Annotated in this window: 20 protein-coding genes; 9 read left to right on the top strand and 11 right to left on the bottom strand. The window is 62.7% G+C overall.

Features of this window, described 5'->3' with window-relative positions; translation table 11 throughout:
* The first annotated feature begins 85 nt into the window (after window positions 1–85).
* A complete protein-coding gene (locus AC1D1L_RS02180) occupies window positions 86–2,464 on the top strand; it encodes a polysaccharide biosynthesis tyrosine autokinase (protein WP_477338422.1) in 2,379 nt (792 codons plus the stop codon).
* 112 nt (window positions 2,465–2,576) lie between these two features.
* Here AC1D1L_RS02180 and AC1D1L_RS02175 read toward each other — a convergent pair whose 3' ends face one another.
* Complete coding sequence (locus AC1D1L_RS02175; RefSeq protein WP_477338420.1) at window positions 2,577–3,518, bottom strand: LysR family transcriptional regulator; 942 nt, start codon at window positions 3,516–3,518, stop codon at window positions 2,577–2,579.
* Window positions 3,519–3,677: 159 nt separating this feature from the next.
* Here AC1D1L_RS02175 and AC1D1L_RS02170 point away from each other — a divergent pair, with 159 nt between their 5' ends.
* On the top strand, window positions 3,678–4,664 hold the full coding sequence (locus AC1D1L_RS02170; RefSeq protein WP_477338418.1) for an NmrA/HSCARG family protein: 987 nt from the start codon (window positions 3,678–3,680) through the stop codon (window positions 4,662–4,664).
* Between the two features lie 238 nt (window positions 4,665–4,902).
* Here the strand turns inward: AC1D1L_RS02170 and AC1D1L_RS02165 are convergent, their stop codons facing one another.
* Window positions 4,903–5,466, bottom strand: a complete 564-nt coding sequence (locus AC1D1L_RS02165; RefSeq protein ID WP_477338416.1) for a TetR/AcrR family transcriptional regulator — start codon at window positions 5,464–5,466, stop codon at window positions 4,903–4,905.
* A 128-nt stretch (window positions 5,467–5,594) separates the two neighbouring features.
* Here AC1D1L_RS02165 and AC1D1L_RS02160 point away from each other — a divergent pair, with 128 nt between their 5' ends.
* On the top strand, window positions 5,595–6,293 hold the full coding sequence (locus tag AC1D1L_RS02160; protein WP_477338414.1) for a glutathione S-transferase family protein: 699 nt from the start codon (window positions 5,595–5,597) through the stop codon (window positions 6,291–6,293).
* Window positions 6,294–6,348: 55 nt separating this feature from the next.
* Window positions 6,349–6,723 carry a tautomerase family protein gene (locus AC1D1L_RS02155; protein ID WP_477338412.1) on the top strand — a complete coding sequence of 125 codons (375 nt, stop codon included), beginning with the start codon at window positions 6,349–6,351 and terminating at the stop codon, window positions 6,721–6,723.
* 269 nt (window positions 6,724–6,992) lie between these two features.
* Here AC1D1L_RS02155 and AC1D1L_RS02150 read toward each other — a convergent pair whose 3' ends face one another.
* Together AC1D1L_RS02150 and AC1D1L_RS02145 are read right to left on the bottom strand one after the other, a co-directional pair.
* Entirely contained in the window at window positions 6,993–7,721 is a 729-nt protein-coding gene (locus tag AC1D1L_RS02150) for a metallophosphoesterase family protein (RefSeq protein ID WP_477338410.1), read from the bottom strand.
* A 291-nt stretch (window positions 7,722–8,012) separates the two neighbouring features.
* Window positions 8,013–9,920 (bottom strand): propionyl-CoA synthetase, encoded by a 1,908-nt coding sequence (locus AC1D1L_RS02145; protein WP_477338408.1) that lies wholly within the window; start codon window positions 9,918–9,920, stop codon window positions 8,013–8,015.
* 145 nt (window positions 9,921–10,065) lie between these two features.
* Between AC1D1L_RS02145 and AC1D1L_RS02140 the strand changes: the two genes are divergently transcribed.
* From AC1D1L_RS02140 to AC1D1L_RS02125, 4 genes are all read left to right on the top strand, one after another.
* Window positions 10,066–10,911 (top strand): DUF2259 domain-containing protein, encoded by an 846-nt coding sequence (locus tag AC1D1L_RS02140; protein ID WP_477338406.1) that lies wholly within the window; start codon window positions 10,066–10,068, stop codon window positions 10,909–10,911.
* Window positions 10,912–11,418: 507 nt separating this feature from the next.
* Complete coding sequence (locus tag AC1D1L_RS02135) at window positions 11,419–11,706, top strand: PqqD family protein (protein ID WP_436257827.1); 288 nt, start codon at window positions 11,419–11,421, stop codon at window positions 11,704–11,706.
* Window positions 11,706–12,140, top strand: coding sequence for a lasso peptide biosynthesis B2 protein (locus tag AC1D1L_RS02130; protein WP_112560577.1), 435 nt, complete (start codon window positions 11,706–11,708; stop codon window positions 12,138–12,140). The genes AC1D1L_RS02135 and AC1D1L_RS02130 overlap by 1 nt, the downstream gene beginning before the upstream one ends.
* Window positions 12,137–13,132, top strand: coding sequence for a serine kinase (locus AC1D1L_RS02125; protein ID WP_477338404.1), 996 nt, complete (start codon window positions 12,137–12,139; stop codon window positions 13,130–13,132). Before AC1D1L_RS02130 ends, AC1D1L_RS02125 begins: the two co-directional genes overlap by 4 nt.
* Before the next feature lie 7 nt (window positions 13,133–13,139).
* Here the strand turns inward: AC1D1L_RS02125 and AC1D1L_RS02120 are convergent, their stop codons facing one another.
* Window positions 13,140–14,165, bottom strand: a complete 1,026-nt coding sequence (locus tag AC1D1L_RS02120; RefSeq protein ID WP_477338402.1) for a nucleotidyltransferase family protein — start codon at window positions 14,163–14,165, stop codon at window positions 13,140–13,142.
* Window positions 14,166–14,583: 418 nt separating this feature from the next.
* Between AC1D1L_RS02120 and AC1D1L_RS02115 the strand changes: the two genes are divergently transcribed.
* A complete protein-coding gene (locus AC1D1L_RS02115) occupies window positions 14,584–14,688 on the top strand; it encodes a lasso RiPP family leader peptide-containing protein (protein ID WP_477338400.1) in 105 nt (34 codons plus the stop codon).
* 51 nt (window positions 14,689–14,739) lie between these two features.
* On the opposite strand, the gene dhaK is transcribed toward AC1D1L_RS02115, so the two are convergent.
* The 6 genes from dhaK to dhaL are packed head-to-tail and all read right to left on the bottom strand — an operon-like array spanning window position 14,740 to window position 19,072.
* The gene (dhaK, locus tag AC1D1L_RS02110; protein WP_477338398.1) at window positions 14,740–15,726 is read right to left on the bottom strand and encodes a dihydroxyacetone kinase subunit DhaK; all 987 of its coding nucleotides are present in this window, start codon (window positions 15,724–15,726) and stop codon (window positions 14,740–14,742) included.
* Between the two features lie 26 nt (window positions 15,727–15,752).
* Window positions 15,753–16,178 carry a hypothetical protein gene (locus AC1D1L_RS02105; protein WP_112560582.1) on the bottom strand — a complete coding sequence of 142 codons (426 nt, stop codon included), beginning with the start codon at window positions 16,176–16,178 and terminating at the stop codon, window positions 15,753–15,755.
* Between the two features lie 11 nt (window positions 16,179–16,189).
* Entirely contained in the window at window positions 16,190–17,776 is a 1,587-nt protein-coding gene (gene ptsP / locus AC1D1L_RS02100) for a phosphoenolpyruvate--protein phosphotransferase (protein WP_477338396.1), read from the bottom strand.
* The gene (locus AC1D1L_RS02095; protein ID WP_477338394.1) at window positions 17,760–18,062 is read right to left on the bottom strand and encodes an HPr family phosphocarrier protein; all 303 of its coding nucleotides are present in this window, start codon (window positions 18,060–18,062) and stop codon (window positions 17,760–17,762) included. The genes ptsP and AC1D1L_RS02095 overlap by 17 nt, the downstream gene beginning before the upstream one ends.
* Window positions 18,063–18,083: 21 nt before the next feature.
* Window positions 18,084–18,473: a dihydroxyacetone kinase phosphoryl donor subunit DhaM gene (dhaM, locus tag AC1D1L_RS02090; protein WP_142867578.1), complete on the bottom strand. Its 390-nt coding sequence runs from the start codon at window positions 18,471–18,473 to the stop codon at window positions 18,084–18,086.
* On the bottom strand, window positions 18,470–19,072 hold the full coding sequence (dhaL, locus tag AC1D1L_RS02085; protein WP_477338392.1) for a dihydroxyacetone kinase subunit DhaL: 603 nt from the start codon (window positions 19,070–19,072) through the stop codon (window positions 18,470–18,472). The genes dhaM and dhaL overlap by 4 nt, the downstream gene beginning before the upstream one ends.
* Window positions 19,073–19,074: the final 2 nt, after the last annotated feature.

Here is a 19,074-nt window from a genome sequence, read left to right as displayed (position 1 = left end):
GTTGCATATCTCGCCCCCGATCTCCGCAGCTTCGGGCGAGAAGCCCGTCTCGCTCCGGCGCCTGTAACCTAGAATTGGACCGAAGATGAATTATGCCAGCTTTCCTCTCGACAAGAGGATGCCATTGCCCAACACCGATCAGGAAAAGGGTGAAGATTTCATCGACGTCGAGCGCCTGCTTGGCATGGCGGCGCGGCAGGTCAAGGTGGTGGCGGTCTGCGCCATCATCGGCCTGTTCATGGGCGTGCTTTATCTGCAGACCACGCCCAAGCAATACATGTCGGTCGCCAGCGTGCTGATCGACGAAGGCCTGAACAAGGTGGTCGACGACATCTCGGCTACATCCGTCACCATGCAGACCGACGCCGCCCTTCTCAGCCAGATCGAAATCATCAACTCGGCGCGGCTGGCCTCAGTGGTGGTCGACAAGCTGAAGCTTGACCAGAACGCAGAATTCATGAACCCGCCGCAATCAGCCCTTGCCAAGGGCATCGGCTTCGTGCGCGGCGTGGTCGGCTATTTCCGCTCAAGTTCCGCCGACCAGATTCCCGGCATGGAAAATGTCGATGAAGCGACGCGCCAGGCGATGATGCAGACGGCGCGCCATGACTATGCCGTGCTGAAGCTGCAGAGCGAGGTGCTGGCACAGCGCACCGGCCGCAGCTATGTGATTGCCATCGGTTACCAATCGACAAATCCGGCGCTGGCCACCGCCATCACCAAGGCCTATGCCGACGCCTATCTCGCCGACCAGCTCAACGCCAGCTTCGACGCCACCGAGCGCGCGGCGGTTTGGCTGCAGGGCCGGCTGACCGAACTTCGGCAAAACTCGCAGGCAGCGTCGCTCGCGGTCGAGAAGTTCAGGTCCGAGCACGGCCTAGCCGCCAACAGTGACGGCCAGCTGATCAGCGACAAGCAGATCGCCGACCTCACCGCCCAACTGATCGTCGCGCAGGCCGATACGGCGCGCGCCGGCGCCCGCTACCAGCAATACAAGGCCATCGTCGAAAGCGGTTCCGACAACGCCTTCAACGATTCCGCCATATCGAGCGACCAGCCGGCGAGCTCGGTCATTGCAACGCTCAAGACCCGCTATCTCACGGTCGCCAAGCGGCTGCAGGACGTGACGGCCAATTTCGGCGCCGAGCATCCGCAAGCCGTGGCGCTGGCCAAGGAGAAGGCCGATCTGTCGACACAGATTTTCGGCGAATTGAAGCAGCTGACCGAAAGCTATCGCAACGAATATGAAGTGGCTCTGTCGCGCGAGACGGCGTTGAGGCAGAAGATCGCCGACGCCGCCGGCAAGAGCTCCGTCGACAACCAGAGCCAAGTCAAGCTGCGCGAACTCGACCAGCAGGCGCAGGCGCTGACCACGCTCTACCAGACTTTCCTCGGCCGCTATGAGGAAGCCTCGCAGCAGCAGTCCTTCCCGGTCGGCAAGGTCCGCATCATCTCGGATGCGTCAGCACCGCTTTCCGCCTCGAGCCCGCGCACCTCCAGGGTGTTGGCGCTTGCGCTGGTGCTTGGCGTGCTGCTCGGCGCCGGCTTTGGCGGCCTGAACGAGTTCAACGAGCGGTTCTTCAGGACCGGCGAGGACGTTCGCGATCGCGTCGGCCTCAAATTCCTGGGTTATCTGCCGACGATCGGCGGCAGGCTGAGCAAGGATGCCGATGAGGGTGCGGCGGATGCCAAAGGCACCAACACCTTGTCGGCGGCCGAGAAACGGGCGCGCATGCGGGTCAGCGTTGATGCGCCGGCCTCGATGTTTTCCGAAACGCTGCGCAACGCCAAGATCGCCTTCGACGTCGTCATGGAAGGGCAAGGCAGCCGGGTCATCGGCGTGATCTCGATCCTGCCTGGCGAGGGCAAGTCGACGGTCGCCGCCAATCTGGCCGGATTGCTTGCCGCCAACGGCTCGAAAACCCTTTTGATCGACGCCGATCTGCGCAATCCGGGGCTCAGCCGCAACCTCGGCATGGAGGCCGAACAAGGACTGATGGAAGCCGTGGTCAACGGCCAGACCTGGCAGTCGGTCGGAAAGGTCGACCGCCAGACCAAACTGGCGATCATCCCGGCCGTGCTGCGCGGCCAGTTCTCGCACACCAGCGAGCTGCTTTCGTCGGCCGGCATGCGGCGCTTCGTCGACAACGCCAAGGAAACGTTCGAGTACATCGTCGTCGACCTGCCGCCGCTCGGCCCCGTGGTCGACGCCAAGGCCTTCGCGCCGCTGGTCGACGGTTTCGTGCTGGTCGCCGAATGGGGCCGCACACCGCGCGCCATGGTGCGCTCGCTGCTGGAACAGGAGCCCTATGTTGCCAACAAGATTGTCGGCGCCGTGCTCAACAAGGTCGACCTGAAGAAGCTGGCGAAATACGGTTCGCTCGGTGGCTCGGAGAAATTCTTCGACCGCTATTCGACCTACTATCTGGAGAAATCGGACCTGCGGTCGAAGACGGCCGCCTAGAGCAATTCCAGGAAAGTGTGAGCGGTTTTCCCGGAGAAAGCGCGTAGCGCTTTCCCGAAGGGAATTGCGTGAAAACAAAGAGATAGAGCAATTCGCCGTTTCCGTGAAACGGTCAAATGCTCTGGCTGTGAGTTTCGCGCACCTGAGACGAGGATCGATGCGCGATAAGCGAGACAATAGTCTCACGGATCCAGCGTTGGCCGCTGTGCCCGTGACTGCGCTCATGCCACACCATTCCCACCGCAAAGCCTTCAACGGGAAATGGACAGTCTATCACTTCAAGCTGGTCGGCTGAGCCGCGTACCAGCCGTTCCGGGACCAGCGCCACGAAGTCGGAGTGAGACACGATCTCGGGGACAAGCAGGAACGAAGCCGCAGAGAGCACCACGTTACGCCTGTGTCCGAGAGCTGCCAAAGCACTGTCCACCGGCGTCACGAAGCCGCCGCCGTCCAAGGATACGATCACTTGCTCCAGCTTAGCAAATTCAGCGACTGTGATTCCATCCCGCAGCTGCGGATGCTTCCGACGGCCGATGAGCACATAGCGCTCATCGAACAGATGCCGAGTGCGAAGACCTGACGGGGCCGCTTGCGGCGTCATGAGTGCCAAATCCACATCACCGCGTGCCATCTGCGCTTCCATCTGCGGCACGTCCAGATTGCGTATCGCGACGCGAACACCGGGCGCTCGCGTACGGAGTTCCATAACGAGCGGCTTGACCACTGCCGCTTGCAGATAATCCGTACAAGCGATTGCGAAGGTCAGCTTGGCCTTCTTCGGATCGAAGTTCCTGTGCGAGGCGACCGTGGCGCGAACTTGATCAAGGGCTTGGCGCAACGGATCGAGCAACTCCATTGCTTTGACCGTCGGCGTCATCCCCCGCTGGGCAGGGATTAGCAGTAGGTCATCGAACTCATGCCTGAGACGGTTTAGCTGGGCGCTTACCGCTGGCTGGCTCAGGTGCAGTCGGGCAGCCGCCTTCGTGACGTTCCGCTCGACCAGCAGCGTCTCCAGGGTAACCAACAGATTGAGGTCCAAGCGCTTGGTATCCATGGAATGGATAGTAGCCTAACATTTATACGATTTCAAATATAGCTCGGAGCAGCCGAAACTTCGTGGTCTAGGACAGACCTCGTCGCGCTGACTGCTTTAGCGGGCTCTGATGGGGAACGATCGGAAACAGTCTACGCCCTCAAGACTAGGAGAAATAGCATGACCCAAGCCGATAAGCCCTTGATCACTATTGTCGGTGCCTCGAGTAAGCAAGGCCGCAGTGTCGCCGATGCCCTGCTCGATAGTGGGCGCTACCGGGTACGCGCCCTGACTCGGCGCCTCGATAGCCAGCCCGCGCAAGCCTTGGCGCGAAAGGGTGCCGAAGTCGTGGTGGCCCCCCTTGAAATCGGCAGGCAGGCCGAGCTAACCGAGGCTCTGAAAGGCTCGGCCGGTGCGTACTTGATGACGCCGAACATTGTCACGGTGGAGCCAGAGGAACCCGAGTTTGCCCTCGGCAAGGAGTTGGCCGATGCGGCGGTGGCCGCTGGCGTCGAACATGTGGTTTTCAGCTCGCTCGAAAACGTCAGAGCGCGCACTGGCGGCACCAAGTGGGCGCCGCACTTCACGGACAAGGCGAGGGTAGAGGACTATATTCGCTCCTTGCCCGTTCGCAGCTCGTTCGTGTACCTGGCGTTTTTCTACACCAACTTCCTGGAATACTACGTACCTCAACGCGGGAAGGACGGCACAACGTTCGCCATATACTTGCCGCCGGACGCCCCCATGCCGTTCTGTGATCCGCTCACCGCGGCCGGACCAGCGGTGCGCGAGATGTTCGATCACCCGGCGCAATACGCTGGCAAAGCCCTGCCGGTTATCGGCGAGCTTATCTCGCCGCAGGAAATGGTGAACACGTTTGTGCGCGTCACCGGACAGCCGGCGCGCTACGCCTCCGCGTACTCGCGCGAAGACTTGTTGCGCCACTTTCCGATGTTTGCTGCCAACGAGCCTTTCGTGCGCGAGTTGGTGGGCATGAACGAGTACGCCGTCGAATATGGCTATTTCGCTCCCGAGCGCGACTTGACTTGGAGCCGTAAAATCGATCCGCATGCATTGACATGGGAGAAGTTCCTAAAGCGCAGCAACTGGCAAGGCGACCTGCTGTCCTATGGCACCACCCCTGAGGCCGAGCTTGCGCCGACCTGAGAGCAGCGAAACCGTGCTCGCGCTATGACGGCGGTGCGGGGCAGGCTGTGCGAAAACCCTACCCGGATGTGTCGCCACAGCCACTACCCGCTAAGCCGACCTTCTGAAATTCGGTTTGGGGGGAACTTGCCGCAAGGCCGATCCGCCTCGCGCGCCTTCCTGCGGGAGGTGCTCGCAGCCGCTCTTGACGCGAACCGTCGGGCGGAGCCAACACCGGACGCTCGGGCGGGAGCCTTGCTTATCCTGGCAAAAGACCCGCCGAACGATAGCTCTCGATCAGCGAGTCAAAGAGCGAGATATTCGAGCGACTCCGCGCGACGATTTGAGCACCTGCGACAGCCGCGTAAATCGCACGAGCTCTTGCCTCACTCTCCTCGGGCTTGACCACCTTTGCAGCCGTCAGCTCCTTGCTCAGCCAAGCGACATTAACGTCAGCAAAAGCCTGAACCTCCTTCAGCACCGCTTCGGGAAGTTCGTCATATTCGGTCGCCATGAAACTGCTGAGGCAGATCCGGTTGTCGCGCTCAAGCGACGCTCGGAAAATGTCCGGATAACTCCGTAAGGCGGCAATCGGGCTTTGAGCCGCAACCGAAATCGCGTCCAGGTCGCGGGCGATATCTTCCCAATAACGCTTCGCAACCGCCTCGCCGAGCGCGGCCTTGTTGGCGAAATAGTAGTTTATGCTGGCGGCCTTGATGCCCACGGTCTGCGCCAGATCGCGGAAATTTATGCCGCCATAGCCGTAGGCCATCGCTGCTTCCCGCGCGGCCATCAGGATTGCTTCCTTTGCATTCTCTTTCATCGTTCTCGCCATATTCGAATGTTACCTACCATATGACAGATAGGGGTTGACGGGGCAAGTTTTGAGTCGTAAATGTCTACCTGTCATCTGGCAGGCAGGTGACTTGCCAGCACAAAGCGAGATGCGCCATGACCGACAAGCTCAAGCTCTTCACCTCTCCCTCGGCCTTTCCCAACCCGCAGCGTTTGCGCATTTTCATGCACGAGAAAGGCATCGCCGATCGGTTCAATGAAACGATCTACGACATGTCGCCGGTCGGCGAGCAGCGCGGCTGGAAACACCTCAAGATGAACCAATGGGGCGAGACCCCGACCTTGGCGCTCGCGGACGGTTCCTTCCTGAGCGAGACCTCCGCCATCGCGCGCTATCTCGATGACACCTTCGAGGGCCGCAAGATCATGGGCTCGACGCCCCATGAGCGCGGCCTCGACCAAATGTGGGACAACCGCGTTTGGGTGCATATCCTGTATCCCATCGTCACGGCCTTCCATGTGCTGCACCAGGGGCTCGGGCCAAAGCTGGAACTGACCAGCAATCCGGCGTGGGGCGAGCATTCCCGCAAGGTGGCGCTGGCTCACGCCGCGCTTGTCGATCGCCATCTGGCCGATGGCCGCGAGTGGTTGCTGGGCGGGGAACAACCGACCTTCTCGGATATTACGATGGCGACCGCGATCGCCTTCTCGAAATTTCCGGTGAACGCCACCCCGCTCGATGAGCGCTTCGAGCACATCGATGCCTTGTGGCAGCGCTGGCAGCGCCGGCCGGCCTTTCTGGCCGCCTATGCCGACCGGAACAGTGGCGTGCCCGAGATCGATAACCAGTCCTGAACACTTACTCCCTCGACCGAAGCTTAATCCGAAACCCAACCTGAAGGAGGCCACAATGCCGTTCGCACGCATCGATCTGATCCAAGGTAAAACCCCCGAGTACCGCGCCGCCGTGGCCGATATCGTCTACAGGGGCATCATCGATATCCTCAAGGCGCCCGACGGTGACCGCTTCGTCGTCGTCGGGGAGCACACATCTGACAATCTGATCTACGATCCCAAATTCCTCGGATTCAGTCGGTCCCCTGACTTCATGCTGATCCAGGTAACCAGCACCGTCGGAAACGAGAGAGACACTAAGTTCGCCTTCTACCGGTTCATCGCCGACGAGCTGAAAACCAAGCTGGCCGTCCGTGCAGACGACATCATGATCAACATGGTCTTCGTCGACAAAGAGGACTGGTCGTTTGGCGACGGCCAGCCCTGGTGAACGGCTGAATCTGAACTGTAACGGACAGGCGGAGGCAAAGCCTCCGTCACTCCAACAGGCGGCTCGCGTTCACACGCCTTGGTGCATCCGGGCCGCCGGGTGGGCAAAGCCTCCCCAGAGACTTCCTAGCAGCAGGTTCCGGGGAGGGTTCTCTTGGCCGATTAGGGTCCCGAACCGCGCTATCTCTTTGTTTTTACGCAATTCCCTTCGGGAAAACGCTACGAGCCTTCTCCGGGAAGACCGCTCACACTTTCCCGGAATTGCTCTGGCTAAGGCACTTGCCCTTGATTCCCTGACGACAGCAGCCGGCCGTACTTGCCGGCGATCCTGACGGCGGTCAGCCGGCCAGTGTGAAAGGCGCCGGTGTCGATGTCGAGCCGTCGTCCGTCGAGCCGGGGGATGTCGACCGGCGTGTGCCCGTGCACAACAAAGCGGTCGAGCAGATGGGCGGCGTCGAAGAACTCGTCGCGGATGTTGAGCAGATCCTGCTCGTCTTGCGCCACAAGGTCGATGCCCGGCCTGATGCCGGCATGGACGAACACGAATTTCTCCGAACAGAGCAACACCGGCAGGCTACGCAGGAAGTCGATATGATCGACGGGGATGACCTCCCTTATGCGCCTGTCGACCTCGTCGCTGGATGCATAGAGGCTGCTGAGTCGCTCCGGGTCGACGCCGTAGGAAAACATCGTCTCGCGGCCGCCGACCGCCAGCCAGCTGTCCCGCGACAGATAGCCGTCGAGATAGTTCAGCATCGCCACTTCATGGTTTCCCGCCAGGCAGACGCGCAAAAACCCTTTCGGCGACGGCGCCAGCAGATGATCTAGCACGCGCGCCGATTGCGGCCCGCGATCGATGTAGTCGCCAAGCATGACGATGATCTTGCGCCCGCGAAATTGCAGCCCGTCGAGCGCGATCTTCTCCTCCAGCGACAGCAATTCCTTGTAGCAGCCATGCACGTCGCCGATCGCGTAGACGACGGTATCCTCCATATCCATTTCCAGGCGCTCGCGCGGCGCCGGCCGAGGGGGTCTGGATCGCTGAAACAAGGCCACTGGGCTCGATGCCTGCCAAAAATCGGGTTTCGTTTCCACTGGCGCGCCTTTGTGACGCGCCGCAAACCCGTGGATACATGGCAGGCGTTGGAAATTCCATAACGGCGGCTGCTTTCGCCGCGGGCCTCAAGGCCTGGCGATCAGACCGCCTTGTGGTCGAGCAGCAGCCGGATCCGTGGCTCAGCCGATCGCCACCACGCCTCTGTGCCGGCTCGGCCCCCGCAGTGCGAGTGGTCAGATCCCGATGCCTCGGGCCTTGAGCGCCACGGTGATCTCGTCGAGGATGACGGGATCGTCGATGGTCGCCGGCATCGTCCATTCTTCCTTGTCGGCGATCTTCTGCATGGTGCCGCGCAGGATCTTGCCGGAGCGCGTCTTGGGCAGCCGCTTGATCGTCACCACCGTCTTGAAAGCGGCGACCGGACCGATCCGTTCGCGCACCAGCCCCACCACCTCGCTTTCGATGGCAGCGGCATCGCGGGCGACGCCGGCATTGAGCACGACGAAGCCGAGCGGCACTTGGCCTTTCATGGCGTCGGCGATGCCGATGACAGCGCATTCGGCGACATCGGGATGCGCTGAAAGCACCTCTTCCATGGCGCCGGTCGACAGCCGGTGGCCGGCGACATTGATGATGTCGTCGGTGCGCGCCATGACATAAAGATAGCCGTCCTCGTCGATCATGCCGGCGTCGGCGGTCTTGTAGTAGCCGGGGAACTCCTCAAGATAGGCCTGCCGGAAGCGGGCGTCGGCGTTCCACAGCGTCGGCAGGCAGCCGGCCGGCAGCGGCAGTTTCACCACCACATTCCCGAGCGTCCCGCGCGGCACTTCATGGCCGGCATCGTCGAGCACCCGGATGTCGTAGCCCGGCATCGGCACGCCGGGCGAGCCGTATTTCACCGGCAGCAGGCCGAGGCCCGCCGGATTGATGGTCATTGGCGATCCCGTCTCGGTCTGCCACCAATGGTCGACCACCGGCACATTGAGTTTCTGTTCCGCCCATTTGATGGTTTCGGGGTCGGCGCGCTCGCCGGCGAGGAACAGCGTGCGGAACTTCGACAAATCGTATTTCGCAACGAACTCGCCCTTGGGGTCCTGCCCCTTGATGGCGCGGAAGGCGGTCGGCGCGGTGAACAGCGCGACGACCCCATGCTCGGCAATTACTCGCCAATAAGTGCCGGCGTCGGGTGTGCCGATCGGCTTGCCCTCGAACAGCACGCTTGTCGCGCCATGCAGCAGCGGCCCGTAGACGATGTAGGAATGGCCGACCACCCAGCCGACATCGGAGGCCGCCCAGAACACTTCGCCCGGTTTGACGCCGAACTCGTTTTCCATCGTCCATTTCAGCGCGACCATGTGGCCGCCATTGTCGCGCACGATACCCTTTGGCTGGCCGGTCGTACCGGAAGTGTAAATGATGTAGAGCGGGTCGGTGGCGAGCACCGGAACGCAGTCGACATTGGCGCCTGCGGCGCGCTCGCGCGCAACCGCGTCGGCTAAATCCATGTCGTAATGGTCTTTTAGCTCGCAGCGCAGCTGGTCGCGCTGCAGGATCAGGCAGGCGTCCGGCTTGTGCCGCGACATCTCGATCGCCTTGTCGAGCAGCGGCTTGTAGGCGACGACGCGTCCGGGCTCCAGGCCGCACGACGCCGAAATGATCAGCTTCGGCTTGGCGTCGTCGATGCGGGTGGCAAGCTCGTGCGAGGCAAAGCCCCCGAACACCACCGAATGCACCGCTCCGATGCGGGCGCAGGCGAGCATGGCGATCGCCGCTTCGGCCACCATCGGCATGTAGATGATGACGCGGTCGCCCTTGACGATGCCGCGGTTCTTCAGCACCGACGTCAGCGCCACCACTTCGCGCTTCAACTCGGCATAGGTGAATTTCTTGACCGTGCCGGTGATGGCGCTGTCATGGATCAGCGCGATCTGGTCGGCGCGGCCGCCGGCAACATGGCGGTCGATGGCGTTGTAGCAGGTGTTGCAGGTGGCGCCGTTGAACCAGCGCCCGTAAACGCCCGCACTGGCATCGAACACGCTGGTCCACGGCGAATACCAGTCGATCGCCTCGGCGGCATCGGCCCAGAATTTTTCGGGGTCGCGTTTCCAGCCGTCATAGACCTCGTGGTAGCGTGACGCCATCCATTCCTCCCCAGGCAAGTTTGCCGTCTTGCAATAGCCTATGCCGGCTTTCCCGGCCATGCCCCCCAGTTTGCTGTATAACCGATCTCGCCATGGTCACAAATTGCAGGCACCATAAATCGAGTTGAAATCGGGGCAGGGCGCAATGACGTCGCGATACGGGCTTGGATCTGCCAGCCTGGCAGTGCTGTTGTTGATGACTGTTTCCGCCGCCCAGGCCGGCGATGCCGCGGCCCGGCGCATCATCGGCTTCTCGCCCGACGGCAATTATTTTGCCTTCGAACAATATGGCACGCTCGACGCCGGAGCGTCCGATTCAGGTTACTCGGAGATCGAGATCATCGACACTCGCACCGACGAATTCGTCGATGGCAAGCCGATTCTTATCGTCGATCTATCGGAACAGGCGACGATGACGTTGGACCAGGCACGGGCGCAGGCGGCAAAGCAGGCCGCGCCCATCCTGGCCCAACATGCCATCGCCGCGCGCGGTAAGCGCACGGCTTTTGACAGGTTCACCTTCCCGGACGACACGGTCGAGTACAACGACATCGTCCGCCTCGAGCAAGCCGGACAGAAATGGCTGTCGCCGTTCTACGATGAAACAGGGATTTCGACCATTCAGCTCGATGAGATACTGGCCGACAGCAAGACGGATTGCTCGGCAAGCTTCGACGATGCAAAGCCGGACGACCAGCACGGCGACAAGGCACTTCAAGGTGACAAGGCGCTTCAAGGTGACAAGACGGGCAAGGCGCTCGGCTTCCGCCTGTCGCTGCAGGGGCAGGACGGCAAGCCGTTCAAGGTGCTGCACGAGGACAAGACTGTGCCCGGCTCGCGCAACTGCCCGACCTCCTACAGCCTGTCGGAATCCTACAAATACACGCCGCCCGGCAAACCGGCCGTGCTGGCTGTGCTGGTGCAGCGTTTCAGCCAGGGTTTTGAGGGACGCGACCGCCGCTTCATCGCCGTGACGGGGTACGTACGATGAGCCGCGGCCTGCCTTGCGGCAGGCAGCAACGGCTTATGCGCCCCGTGAGGCTGGTGTCGGACATCAGCTCTTAAAGCGGCAAGGCCGCCAGCATGAGGCCGACGCCACCTGCAATCAATATAGCGGCTGCCAGTGCTTTCCGATGGCGTTCGAACGCCGTCGGAGCCCGCTCCCAATTGTAACGCATACTCGTAAGTCTCCCAAAACCCGGCGACTCCATAGCTTACTTAAGGTAAGAAAAGCAACACCTTGACCCTGTCCGACAGCCGGCTTGACGGTTTGCACTGGGGCGGAGTCCTGCTCTCAGCCCTGCGACGGCGTGGAACTTACCACAACCCAGGATTGGATGTCTCCACCGTGTTTTGGTAGCGTGTGTCGTAGAGGTGTTGCCGTTGCCGGATTGCCACAGATCGTTTCGACCGGCCTGTTCTCCGTCCCGTCCGCGTAATGGACATCGCCGCATCGCCGCGCTATCTCCTCTTCAGGAAAATGGTCTGGAGGGGCGCCATGGCCCAAATCGCTTCTGAAATGGTTCTGCGGCTGGCCGACGACGCCTCGGTCCAGCATGTCGGCGATGGCGCCGTCGTGCTGCTCGCACGCAGCGGCCAGCTTTACACCTGCAACGGAACCACCGAAGCCTTTCTCGACAAGGTCGACGGCGCCCGCAGCCTCGACCAGATCGTCGTGCTGCTTTCCGACGAGTTCGAGGTCGACAAGGATACGCTCGACCAGGACATGGCGGCGCTGGCCGCCGAACTGGTGGGCGAAGGCATTCTCGCCGACCCGGCTGTGTGATGGCGGACGGTGTTCTCCTGCGCACCCTGTTTCGCGTCCATCTGTGGACAAGCGCGCGGCTGATGCCGGTCCTGATCGGCCGCCGCAGCTTCGAATCGGTGTTGAAATGGGCGCCGCTCAGCGCGCCTACCCCCTATCGCGGCCTGTCGTCCGCCTACATCGTGGCTGCCGTCAACCGCACCGTCCGGCACCCCTGGCTGATGCGCGATCGAAGATGCCTCAGGGAAGGCCTGCTCGCCCACCGCTTCCTGCGCTTTGCCGGCTTCGATCCGGATCTGCGCTTCGGCGTCGACCCAAAGTCGATGCAGGCGCCGCGCATGTCCGCCCATTGCTGGGTTTGCCTCGACGGCCGGCCGGTGGTCAGCGACAGCCTCCCCGGCATGGTGCAGATCTATCGCCATCACGCCGATGCCGGAAAGGCGCACGCTGCTTGACCGGTTCGGCGGCCACTTTCTGCTATGACCTCAAGGGCCAGGTCATCAGCATATCGGCCTCGCGGGCCGATCTCTGGCCGAGTTTCGACCTCATGCTCGGCACTTTGCGTGTGGCCGAACCCGTCGAGCCCGCTTTCCGCGTCAACATCGTCGAGACGTCGGCGCTGCAGGAATCACCTGCCGGCAACCTCGCTTTCGACGGCGAGGTGCCGGAGGAAGGCCATTGCCGGATGATCGACGGCGACGGCATCGTTCACCTGATCTTTCCCGGCCTGCAGACCGCCTCGATCAACGCCGATAAGGGCTGGGCCGAAATCCGTGTTCATCCCGACGCCAAGGTCAAATGGACGTTGCTGATGATGGTGCTGGATGCCGCCCTCGATGCCGGCGGCCAGCATATGCTCCATACCGCCGGCCTGACATTGCCCGGCCGCGAGGCGCTCGTGCTGGTCCATGCGCCGAGCGGCACCGGCAAGTCGACGACCTCGCTGGCGCTGGCATCGCAAGGCTTCGGCCTGTGCTCGGACGACGTCATGATCCTCAAGCTTGCGTCCGACGGCGGTATCACGGCCTGGGGCTTGCCGCGCAAGGTGAAGGTCCACCGCAACACGGCGGCGATGCTGCCTTTCGTGGCTCCCTGCCTTGGCGACAAATGGGATACCAATGGCGAGCAGGCCGTCTCGCTGGAACGTCTCGCCGAGATCATCCGCATCGAGGAGACAGTCGACCGGCCGGTCGTAGCATTGCTTCATCTCGCCCGCTCGGCGGACGCGCAAACCCGGCTGGTGCCGATGGCCAGGACCGACGCCATGGTGGCGCTCGCCGCCGACAATGTCAGGACCGGCATGACCGGCCTTTTGCCGGCGCAGAGGCGCCGCATGGCAACGATCGCGATGCTGGTCAAAGCCCTCCCGACATTTACGCTGGAAGTCGGTGCGAACCCGGCCGAGGCGGCCCCGCTGATCCGCTCGGCGCTGGCGGCGCGGGACTAAGCACCATTCAGGCGAAATGCGGCTTTGGCCTGGCAAGCCGCTGGACCCAGCGGAAGGCGTCGCGGCGCAGACGCGAATGCATCTTGTCCCTGGAATTGACGCCGAGCAGCGTATCGCCGGTGATGAGCCATTTGGCCAGACGTATCGGGAGATCGGGTTCGATGCGGTCGGCCAGTTCGACCGCGCGCGGTGCATTAAACAGCCGCCCCGTCACATTGAGAACCGTCGCCAGTTCGAGCTCGATGCCGCTCATGCGCGCCGCCTCGAACAGCCGGTCCTCGTCCGCATGCGAGCGCAGCGCGCGCACACCCTGCAACACGTCCACGCAAAGCTGCAGCCGGTGGAACTTGTGCCCGCCCGCGGCATGCACGATGGCGATGGTCAGCAGCGCCGCCGGTGTGTCGGCCTCGCCACTGTCGATGATCTGCAATTCGCGAAAGCCTAGTGACAGCCGCCGCCGCATGCCGGAATCATGCACCAGATTGCCGTGCAGTTCGATCAGCAGGCTGGTATTCTCCTTCTCCAGCCATTTGAACTCCTGCAAATCCTGCGACTGCGCCTCGCCGCTCCAGAGCTCGAAGCCGCATCCGGCAATCACGGCATTGGCCTCGACGATGCTGGCCGGCTCGACCAGAATGTCGATGTCGGTGAAAGGCCGGTCGGCGGCGTGGCGGTAAAGTTTGCGCGCGAAGACCGGCCCTTTGACGATGCGGGCCGGAACGCCTTTCGCCGCCAATGCCTTCATGATGCGATCGCCATGATACTGCAACAGCATCGACTGGCCGGTCGCCAGCGTCGACTGGTCGCGCAGTTCCGACAATTTTTGCTGCAAGGCGGCGTCTGCCGGCAGTCGCGCGTCGCCGATTTCCCGAAGCTTGCGCAGCATGATCGGCAGCACGCCGTGGAACTCGGCATTGGCGAGCAGTGCCAGCAAGGTTTTGGCAGCAACGTCACTGCCAACAGCAGCCGACGCCTCCGGATCGGCGAAGGTCAGCAGCAGTTTTTCATCGGTAGGCGCGAGAGATGGCAGCATTAACCTGGATGACGTTAGCCCACTGGAGCGATTCCAGGAAAAGTGTGAAGCGGTTTTCCGTCCGGAATTGCGTCAAAACAAGAAGCCAGAGCAGTTCGTCGTTTCGGTGAACTGCTCTGGGAGGGCGTATGTTGCAGAAAAGCATGCATGAAGCCAGCGCATGGTGGCAGAACCGGCTCATGAATTGACTTTCCGAGGTTTCCGTCCATTCTTTTGCATTGGAATCTGGAGGATATTGGAATGACCAAGAAAAAGTATGAGGCGCCTGTGCTGCGCAAGGCGGGAAAATTATCCAGTCTGGTGGCCGGCGGGGCGTCAAAGGCGCTTTAAGACTTCTGAGACTTCGGCTTGGCTAAGGCCAGATGCCGGTGTCCTTGTCGGGGCCACCACTGGACTTGCCGACAAAGGGGGAAATGATATGACCAAGAAGCAATACGAGGCGCCGGTGCTGCGCAAGGCGGGCGAGCTGTCCAGCGTGACCGCGGGTAACGGTGCGTCCGGCCCGAACGGTCCGGCGGGCTAAGCGGCAAGTTCATAACGCCGCCTGATTGGAGTATCAGGCAAAGCCTCTCCGTCACATTCCCCAACGCAGCGCCGCCGTATGCACCGGCGCGTCCCACAAGCCCGTCGTTTCGCCGTCCAGCATGGAAAGCGTGATCGAGCAGCCAGCCATGTCGAGCGACGTCACATAGGACCCAACCAGCGAGCGGGTCACTGTCACGCCGCTGTTTTCGAAGATTTTGCGGGCGCTGTTGTACATCAGATAAAGCTCCATCAGCGGCGTACCGCCAAAGCCGTTGATGAACAGCAGGGCGGGGCCATTCGCCTTGTCGCCGAGATCGCCCAGGATCGCGGCGCAAATCTCCCCAGCGATCGCATCGGCGCTCTTCAACGTGTCGCGACGCCGGCCGGGCTCACCATGGATGCCGACGCCGAATTCCATCTCGCCATCGCCAATGTCGAAGGTCGGCTTGCCCGCCGCCGGCACGGTGCAGCTGGTCAGCGCCACGCCCATTGAACGCGTCGCACCGTTGACGCGGTCGCCGAGCGCCTTGAGATCCGCCAGCGCCATGCCTTGCTCGGCGGCGGCGCCGATGATCTTTTCGACCACCAGCGTGCCGGCAACGCCGCGCCGGCCGGTCGTATAGGACGAGTTTTCGACCGCGACGTCGTCATTCGTCACCACCTGCAGGACGCCGTCGGCCATCTCGGCGGCCATGTCGAAATTCATCACGTCGCCTTCATAGTTCTTGACGATGAACAGGCAGCCAGCACCGGTGTCGACGGCCGCGGCGGCCGCCAGCATCTGGTCCGGCGTCGGCGAGGTGAACACCTGGCCGGGGCAGGCGGCGTCCAGCATGCCGTGGCCGACAAAGCCGGCGTGCAGCGGCTCGTGGCCGGAGCCGCCGCCCGAGATCAGTGCTACTTTCCCCGGCTTCAGCACCTTGCGGTGGATGAATTTGTGCTCGTCACCCAGCACCAGGATGTCGGCATGGGCAGCAACCAAGCCGTCGAGGCTTTCGGTCAGCACCGTGTCGACTGAATTCAGAAATTTCTTCATGTGTCCTCCCGAACACCAGGAAACGCTCAGCCCCCGCTTTTACCGGTGATGCTAGTGATCTTCTGGATGAAATCATTGACCGCCCTGTCGAGCGCCGCATTCTGCCTGTCGTCGCCGAAATCCGGCACGATCAGCGAGACATGCCGCGTCTTGCGCATGCCTGCGGCGATCGACATCTTGCCGGGATGCGCCAGATGATAGGCGGCGAGAAAATGATCGCGCTCGGCCGGGCTGAAATGGCAGACAGAAAAAATAGCCGGCAAATGTTTCGATGGGATCGGGATCGAATAGGCTGGGCTGGAGATTTGCGTCACGAAGCTGCGGTGCTTGCCCAGCGCATCGGCAAGGCGCTGGCGCATGCCCGACGGGCGCTGGTCGATGACCTGCGACAGGATCGTCTTATAGGCGCGGATCGCCTCGTCGGAGCCGGGTTCTGGTGTCTTGTCGACCATCTCAGCCACGCCTAGATCGCAACATCTGCTATAGTCGCCTTGGCCATGGCAAGTTGTGCAGGAGCGACGGAAAGATCGCGCAGCCCGGCCTCAATCAGGGCCGGTATCGCTGCGGGGTCGCCGCCGGCATCGCCGCACAGGCTGACCGGGATCTTTGCGCGCAAGCCGAAAGCGGCGACTTCAGCAATCAGCCGCAATACGGCCGGATGGCGGACCGAATTGAGGTGTGCCACCGCAGCGTTGTCGCGGGCTGCCGCCATCACATACTGGGTCAGATCGTTGGAGCCGATCGAGAAGAAGGCGACATCGGCAAACGCCTCCGGCGCGATCGCCACCGACGGCACCTCGACCATGATGCCGAGCGGCGGCATTTTTTGCGCGACGCCGCGCGTGACGAGCCCAGCCTGCTCTTCCGCGAACAGAGCGGCGGCACGTTGGTATTCTTCTCTAACGGCAATCATTGGAAACATCACCTTCAGACTGCCGTGCACGGCGGCGCGCAGCAACGCCCGGATTTGCACACGAAACACGTCCGGCCTTGCCAGTGACAGCCTGATGCCGCGCAGGCCGAGGAACGGGTTGCCCTCCACGATGGTGAAGCCCGGCACCGGTTTGTCGCCGCCGGCGTCGACGGTGCGGATGGTCACCGGCTTGTCGCCGGCCCATTCCAGCACTTTGCGATAGCAGCTGTATTGCGTCTCCTCGTCCGGCGGCGCCTTGCCGAACAGGAATTCGGTGCGCATCAGCCCGATGCCGTCGCAGGTTGCGATGTCGATGCTGTCGACCTCTGAGGGATCGGCGATGTTGACCTGCACGCGCACTGTCGTGCCGGCTTTGGTCACCGCCGGCCTCGCCAGATAGGCTTCGGCCTTGCCGCGGCGTGCCGCAAACGAAGACGACGAACGGCGAAAGGTTTCGATCTCGGCCCTTGAGGGCGCCAATACAATGCCGCCATGTTCGGCATCGAGCAGGGCCAGGCCATCGGGATTAGCCGGCGAAGAGCCAAGCGCCACCACCATCGGCACACCGCGTGAGCGCGCGAGCATCGCAACATGACTGGCGGTGCTGCCAGCTCGCAGCGCGATGCCGCCACCGGCGCTCCAGTCGGTCTCGAGAAAGCGCGTCGGCGCAATGTCCTCGCCATAGAGAATGGCGCCCGCTGGCGCAGCGCTCTCCTGCTCCTCGGTCAGCGCGCGCAGCACGCGGTCGCGGATATCGCGCATGTCGGCAGCGCGCGCCCGGAAATAGTCCTGGTCTGACGTTTCATAGCCGGCGATCTCAGCGTCCAACGCCTGCCGCCAGGCTAGGTCAGCCGGCATGCCAGACGGGATCGCGGCGAAGGCCGGCCCGGTCAGCGCCTCGTCCTCCAGCATGGCAAGCTGAAACTCGAGAATGCCGGCGGCCTCTTCATCGGCGGTTTCGATCAGGGTCGCAAGCCGGTCCGTCGCGCTGGCGAGTGCTGCTTCCAGTGCAGCTTTCTCCTCGCCGGCTGTCGCCTTGCCCGTGTAGCGCGCAGGGCCCCGGTCGAGATTGAACAGCGGCCCTTCGGCATAGCCGGCCGAAGCCGAAATACCTTGCAGCCTAAGCGGTTCGGGCATGGCCCGCGCCCTCGTCGAAATCGCGCCGCACCAGTTCAGCCAACGCGCTGACCGCCTCAGCAGCGGCCTCGCCGCTGGCCCTGATGTGCAGCATGGTGCCTTTCGGCGCCCTGGTTGCCATCACCTTGACGATGCTCTTGGCGTCGAACCACGGACCGTTGGCGGCGAGTGCTATTTCCACCTCGGCGGCAAAGCTCTTGGCGAGCTTGGTGAACTTCACCGAAGGGCGCGCATGCAGACCCACCTCGTGGGTGATCAGGACGGTTGCCTCGGCAAATGCGGACATGCGCTCAAAATTCCCGTTCACTCACGACGGCGACAATTCATGCGCCGTCGCCACCACTTCCTTCAGCGAGGCGCCGCCGGACGCCTCGGTCGCCGCCATCACCGCACCTTCGACGATCGGCGCGTTGCAGACGACAATCTTCTGCGCCCGCGGCTCGCCGATCATTTCCACCGCCATCTCCGAGTTGGTCTCGGCGCCGCCGAGATCGACGAGGATGGCGACGCCGGCCTCCGACCACGCCTTTTCGATGGCGCCCATGATTGCCTCGACACTGGTGCCGAGCCCGCCATGACCGTTTCCGCCGCACCATGCAAGCGGCACTTCGTCGCCCACCATCTGGCGCACCATGTCAGCGGTGCCTTCGGCGACCAGCGGCGAATGCGAGACGATGACGATGCCGACATTGCTCATGGCTGACCTTCCAGCGCTTCGCCGATCGCCCGCACCAGCAACGCGACCGAGCGTCCGCCGGCATCCATGTGACCGATAGAACGGTCGCCAAGGAACGAGGCGCGGCCGCGCAGGGCCTTCATCGGAATGGTCGCGTCGGCCGCCCGATCAGCGATATCGGCGATCTCCGCCGCCGTCTTTCCACCCGCAAGCGCGTCATGCACCGGCTGCAGCACGTCGAGCATCGTCTTCTGGCCGACCTGCGACTTGCCTCTGGCGGCCACCGCTTCGATCGCCTTGCCGAAGGCAGCCGTCAGGTTGGCGCGATCCGGCTGTGCCGAAATCTCCTTGCCGAGCGCCAGGAACAGCGTGCCGAACAGCGGCCCGGACGCGCCGCCCACCGTCATCACCAGCTTGGTGCCGATCGCTTTCAGGGCCTCGGGCACCGGTTTGGCCGAAAACGCCTCTGCCTCGGCCCGCACGGCTTCAAAGCCGCGCTTCATGTTCAGCCCGTGGTCGCCGTCGCCGATCGCCTGGTCGAGCGCGGTCAACTCCTCGGCGTGGGCGGCAATCGTTTCCGCAGCGGCCGTGATCAGCCTGGCAAGATCAAAGACCGCCATAT

Source organism: Mesorhizobium sp. P2_D6, from assembly GCF_056404315.1.
Note: the sequence above shows the minus strand (reverse complement) of the source record. Positions and strands in the feature narration are given on the sequence as shown.

What these genes read in the sequence shown, in the direction of transcription:
- AC1D1L_RS02180 (WP_477338422.1), top strand. Translation starts at nt 86, where the DNA reads ATGAATTATGCCAGCTTTCCTCTCGACAAGAGGATGCCATTGCCCAAC.
- AC1D1L_RS02175 (WP_477338420.1), bottom strand. Translation starts at nt 3,518, where the DNA reads ATGGATACCAAGCGCTTGGACCTCAATCTGTTGGTTACCCTGGAGACG.
- AC1D1L_RS02170 (WP_477338418.1), top strand. Translation starts at nt 3,678, where the DNA reads ATGACCCAAGCCGATAAGCCCTTGATCACTATTGTCGGTGCCTCGAGT.
- AC1D1L_RS02165 (WP_477338416.1), bottom strand. Translation starts at nt 5,466, where the DNA reads ATGAAAGAGAATGCAAAGGAAGCAATCCTGATGGCCGCGCGGGAAGCA.
- AC1D1L_RS02160 (WP_477338414.1), top strand. Translation starts at nt 5,595, where the DNA reads ATGACCGACAAGCTCAAGCTCTTCACCTCTCCCTCGGCCTTTCCCAAC.
- AC1D1L_RS02155 (WP_477338412.1), top strand. Translation starts at nt 6,349, where the DNA reads ATGCCGTTCGCACGCATCGATCTGATCCAAGGTAAAACCCCCGAGTAC.
- AC1D1L_RS02150 (WP_477338410.1), bottom strand. Translation starts at nt 7,721, where the DNA reads ATGGATATGGAGGATACCGTCGTCTACGCGATCGGCGACGTGCATGGC.
- AC1D1L_RS02145 (WP_477338408.1), bottom strand. Translation starts at nt 9,920, where the DNA reads ATGGCGTCACGCTACCACGAGGTCTATGACGGCTGGAAACGCGACCCC.
- AC1D1L_RS02140 (WP_477338406.1), top strand. Translation starts at nt 10,066, where the DNA reads ATGACGTCGCGATACGGGCTTGGATCTGCCAGCCTGGCAGTGCTGTTG.
- AC1D1L_RS02135 (WP_436257827.1), top strand. Translation starts at nt 11,419, where the DNA reads ATGGCCCAAATCGCTTCTGAAATGGTTCTGCGGCTGGCCGACGACGCC.
- AC1D1L_RS02130 (WP_112560577.1), top strand. Translation starts at nt 11,706, where the DNA reads ATGGCGGACGGTGTTCTCCTGCGCACCCTGTTTCGCGTCCATCTGTGG.
- AC1D1L_RS02120 (WP_477338402.1), bottom strand. Translation starts at nt 14,165, where the DNA reads ATGCTGCCATCTCTCGCGCCTACCGATGAAAAACTGCTGCTGACCTTC.
- AC1D1L_RS02115 (WP_477338400.1), top strand. Translation starts at nt 14,584, where the DNA reads ATGACCAAGAAGCAATACGAGGCGCCGGTGCTGCGCAAGGCGGGCGAG.
- dhaK (WP_477338398.1), bottom strand. Translation starts at nt 15,726, where the DNA reads ATGAAGAAATTTCTGAATTCAGTCGACACGGTGCTGACCGAAAGCCTC.
- AC1D1L_RS02105 (WP_112560582.1), bottom strand. Translation starts at nt 16,178, where the DNA reads ATGGTCGACAAGACACCAGAACCCGGCTCCGACGAGGCGATCCGCGCC.
- ptsP (WP_477338396.1), bottom strand. Translation starts at nt 17,776, where the DNA reads ATGCCCGAACCGCTTAGGCTGCAAGGTATTTCGGCTTCGGCCGGCTAT.
- AC1D1L_RS02095 (WP_477338394.1), bottom strand. Translation starts at nt 18,062, where the DNA reads ATGTCCGCATTTGCCGAGGCAACCGTCCTGATCACCCACGAGGTGGGT.
- dhaM (WP_142867578.1), bottom strand. Translation starts at nt 18,473, where the DNA reads ATGAGCAATGTCGGCATCGTCATCGTCTCGCATTCGCCGCTGGTCGCC.
- dhaL (WP_477338392.1), bottom strand. Translation starts at nt 19,072, where the DNA reads ATGGCGGTCTTTGATCTTGCCAGGCTGATCACGGCCGCTGCGGAAACG.